The 4,399-nt window shown below is 66.1% G+C and carries 2 protein-coding genes and 1 pseudogene; 1 reads left to right on the top strand and 2 read right to left on the bottom strand.

Annotated features, from left to right (window positions below; all coding sequences use genetic code 11):
* Positions 1-171: 171 nt before the first annotated feature.
* A complete protein-coding gene (locus tag ACQR1X_RS32455; protein WP_434839439.1) occupies positions 172-2,475 on the bottom strand; it encodes a TonB-dependent receptor in 2,304 nt (767 codons plus the stop codon).
* 231 nt (positions 2,476-2,706) lie between these two features.
* Between ACQR1X_RS32455 and nikR the strand changes: the two genes are divergently transcribed.
* Entirely contained in the window at positions 2,707-3,204 is a 498-nt protein-coding gene (nikR, locus tag ACQR1X_RS32450) for a nickel-responsive transcriptional regulator NikR (protein ID WP_434839316.1), read from the top strand.
* A 1,048-nt stretch (positions 3,205-4,252) separates the two neighbouring features.
* On the opposite strand, the pseudogene ACQR1X_RS32445 reads toward nikR, so the two are convergent.
* Positions 4,253-4,399, bottom strand: a pseudogene (locus ACQR1X_RS32445) (IS110 family transposase); the annotation flags it as partial.

Raw genomic sequence — 4,399 nt, 5'->3', positions numbered from 1 at the left:
ATCAACAGCTTTGCGGCGGAGAAAGGCCCTCATCCTGAGGAGCCCGCCGAAGGCGGGCGTCTCGAAGGATGGTCGCGGAAAGACTGCGCGCCCGGCCTCTTTCACCATGTGCGATCGCCCTGCCCGCAAGGGGAGGGGAGTCGACCGCTGTTGCGGCGATAGCGGTCGGCCTCAAAACGTCCCCGCCACCGTCACCCGGAACGTCAGCGGCTCGATCGGGTGCAGGACGCGGTCCATGACGCCGGTCTGGCAGACCTGGGCCGGCACCCCTGTCGGCGCGTTGCCGTAGCACGCCTGGTACAGCTGGTCGGTCGGCAGCAGCGAGCCGTAGCCGTAGGAGATCTGGTTGGCCCTGGTGTTGAGCAGGTTCAGCACGTCGAGCTGGATGCGCCAGCCATTGGCGTCGCGGAAGCCGATGCGGCCGTTGAACACGCTGGTCGCGGTCGAGCGGAAATAGTTGTCCTCGGTCAGCGGCGTCGCGCCGAGATAGCGCCAGCGCAAGGACCCGAACCAGCCGGTCTTCTCGCCGAGCGTGATGCCGGCGGAGGCGATCATCGACGGCGCATTGGGGATGTAGTTGCCCGGCGCATTGCCGAGCTGGGCCTGCGGGTAGCCGGCGAGCGAGGCGTAGACCGCCGCCTGGTCGGCATTGTCACCGACGAAGCGGGCGTGGGTCATCGCCAGATCGGCGTCGATGTCGATCCAAGATGCCGGGCGATAGTGGTTGGTGAGCTCGAAGCCGTAGCGCCGGCTCGGCCGGCTCGCCTCGGTGTCGCCGGCGTCGCCGGAGAACAGGATCTCGGAATCCTGGTTGAGCATGAACACGCTCAGCGACGAATCGAGTCCCGGAATGATGCGCGTACGCACGCCGACCTCGGCGCCCTTGGTGCGTACCAGCAGCGGCGAGGAGGCGAGCTTGTTGGTCGGATCGGCGGGATCCTCGGTCGTGGTCGCGCCACGGGCGTCGTTGCTGTGCATGCCGTAGCCGGCGCCAAGGAAGAACTCGGTCTTGTCGAACGGCCCGATCACCATGCGGAACTTCGGGCTGCCGAGGCTGGCTGCGGCATCGCCGGTGTTGTTGCCATTGGTCAGCGAATACACGTGGGTCTGATAATAGTCGCCGCGATAGCCGACCGTGGTGCGCAGCCAGTCGGTCCAGCGCACCGTGTTTTCGACATACAGCCCGACGCTGCCTTCGCCGACCTTGTCGGCGCGAACGACGCCGGTGCTCAAGGGATCGATGTCGGAGAGCAGCACCCGCTGGCGGGTGTTGGTCAACGCCAGCGCGATGTCATCGTAGCGCGTCTGGACGCCGAACGTCGTCTCCATTGGCCGGCCGGCAAAGCTGCCGTTCAAGGTGCGCGATGCGTTGGCGCCGAGCATCAGCCGGTCGTCATGCTGGTGAAACTGGTCGCCGTAGGTCGGGTTGCTGAGCGCGTAGGTGAAGTTGTTGTAGAGATCGAGCTGGCTCTTCACCGCATAGGCGTTGGCCTTCCAGGAGCCGGCCTCGTCGGTGCCGGCGATGCGGCCCGACAGCGCGAAGCGGTTGGTCTTGCCGCCGTCGGTCGGGTCTTCGGAATCGTAGCGCCCGAGTGTTCCCGAGGTGATGGCACGCTCCGGCACCTGGTCGGTCGAGGTCCAGCGGTTCGCATAGGCCATGCCGGTGATCGAGAAGCCGTCAGTCGCCGTGCCCTGCGAGTAGCGCACCAGGCTGTTCAGCTTCTTGGCGTCGTCGGGCGTGGTCCAGGGACCGTCATAGCGGCCGGCCTCGCCGGCGATCAGCAGATGGCCGTCGCCGACATGCACCGAGTCCATGCCGAAGAAGCGGCGATAGCCGAAGCTGCCGGCCGTCATCTGTGCGATCGCCTTCGGCACGCTGTCCACCAGGCCGATATGGACGCTGCCGACCGAGGCGAAATCGCCTTCGTCGGCGAAGTAGGGGCCCTTTCGGACGTCGACCCGGCCGATCGTCTCCGGCATCAGCCAGTTGAGATCGGCATAGCCCTGGCCATGCGCATGGGTGCGCATGTTCACCGGCACGTCATCGACGAACAACGCGAGATCGGTGCCGTGATCGAGATTATAGCCGCGCAGAAAATACTGGTTGGCTTTGCCTTCGCCGGAGTGCTGCGTGACGATCAGGCCGGGCACGGCTTCGAGCACCTCGCCGGGCCGCGTGGCTGGGCGGGCGTTGATCTCCTCGCCTGATATGACGACCTCGCTCGCCATGCCCTGCGGGTGCGGCGCACCGGAGCCGGCACTGGGCGTGCCGGATGGGGGCGTCGCTGCCGCGGCTGTCGCGGCCGGCGTCGCTCCGATGCGCGGGCGTAGTGCATCCGAAACCGGCCGCTGTGCCGTGCGTCGCGCCTGCGGCTTGGGCTTGGCGGTCCGTTTGGGCGCATCCACATCGACTGTCGGCAGCTCTGCGGGGGGCCGTTCCGGATGTGCCTGTGCCTGATGCGCCAAGGCCGCCATCAGCACGCCAACACTCGCCCCACACCACCGCATCGTCACGCCCCTAGAACTCGCCACAGGGCATGCATCGTCAACTGCCGCGCGCCTTCGTTGGCCCGCGACATGCTCGCTTGGATCGCCCCACTGTCGAATGTTAAAGAACGCTAAGGTGACACCGGTATGATGTCAACGTGAATACATCATACTCATGCGGTGGATAGGCGCTTGCCGCGCAGCTCAGGGAGACGGGACATGCAGCGCCTGACGATCACGATCGACGACGACCTGCTCGCCGAGGTCGACGCCTTCATGGCCCGGCGCGGCTACGACAACCGCTCGGAAGCGTTTCGCGATCTGCTGCGCAGCGGCCTCGAAACCGCCGATACCGGCGCCAGTGACGGCCGTTCCTGCATCGCGACCCTCAGCTACGTCTACGACCATGCCGCGCGCGAGCTGCCGAAGCGGCTGACCCAGGAGGCGCATGACCATTCCGGCCTCGCCCAGGCGACCCTGCATGTCCACATCGACCAGGAGAGCTGCCTCGAGGTCACCGTGCTCAAGGGCGAGCGCCGCGAGGTCAAGGCCTTCGCCGACCACGTCATCGCCGAACGCGGCGTCCGCCACGGCCACGTCGCGATGATGCCGATCGAGGCGGCGCATGATCATGGACACGCGCACAGCCATTCGCACAGCCACAGCAGCAGCCACAGTCATTCGCATTCCCAAGCGACGAAGAGCGGGAAGAAGTAGGAGCGGGTTCAGCGAGTTTCCTGGCGATCAGAACACCTGGGCGTCGGTGCCAACACCGCCAGTCCCAACCTGCGTCGTCATCCCGGACAAGCGCGCGGTACGCGCGCGCCGATCCGGGATCCATAACCACAAGGAGGAGTTCGAGGAACGATGGCCGCTCCATCCCGCCTAGCCACATCCGCCACGGCGTATGGATCCCGGGTCGGCGTCCGCCAACGCTGCCACGTTGGCGGCCTTGCCCGGGATGACACTGTTTATTTGGTGGCAGCGCGGGCAACCCGGGACGACGCGGAGTTTGGAGCGGACGGCCCTCCGCACCCTCCGCCGTCATGGCCGCGCAGGCGGGGATGCAGTAAGCCGCGGCCTATCGGCCCCATCACGTCCGCCTCGGCGTGCTGGATCGCCCGGTCAAGGCGGGGCGATGACGGCGCGTGTGTGGCGTGGCGCCCGCTCCATCGTTGTTGCGAGGAGCGAAGCGACGAAGCAATCCAGAGTCGCGCGTGACGCCCTGGATTGCGTCGCTTCGCTCGCAATGACGCTGGAGCTACGTTCGCGAACTCCAGAAACGGCGTGCGCGTGGATACTGATTTCTTCAACCACATCAAGCTGATTTGCCCTGTCCAGTCCCACACTCAAAAATATTCTGCTTCCATTTTTCCGAATTTCATGGTTCTCTCTCCGCATCCCGCCTCGATCGAAGAGGGACGTTTCGCGGTCGTCACGAGCGTTGGAGGCGGGGAGCGGTGGCCTGTCGGCGCGCAGCGCGCTGGAATCGCGAGCGGACGAACGCGACCGGCAGGACGGTGAAGTCGTATGGTCCTGGCGCCCCGATGCTGGCGTCAAGTTGGCGACGATGCGTGAGCATCGCGCTGACGACGGTGGCTACAAGCCCGGACACCGGGGAGCAACTGTCTTTTTTGTAGACCGGTGATCGGCCGGCCTCAAGGCTGGCGCGAAGGCGCGCCACCGCCTTCGGCGGCTGACGGCCTTGACCCCGTCCGCTCGCCGGTCTGTTGGCTTGGCGTGCGCTCGGGCGGAGCCCGAGCGGCTATGAGGCGCTCGACCCGTTCACAACGTGGAGCGCCGGATTCCACTTTTGGCGGCGTTTGACCATGACGTTGAGAATGCAGATCAGCTTGCGCATGCAGGCGGTCAGCGCGACCTTCTTCAACTTACCTTGGGCGAGCAGGCGCTC

This window comes from Bradyrhizobium sp. HKCCYLRH3073 (assembly GCF_051167995.1).
Lineage (GTDB): Bacteria > Pseudomonadota > Alphaproteobacteria > Rhizobiales > Xanthobacteraceae > Bradyrhizobium.
Note: the sequence above shows the minus strand (reverse complement) of the source record. Positions and strands in the feature narration are given on the sequence as shown.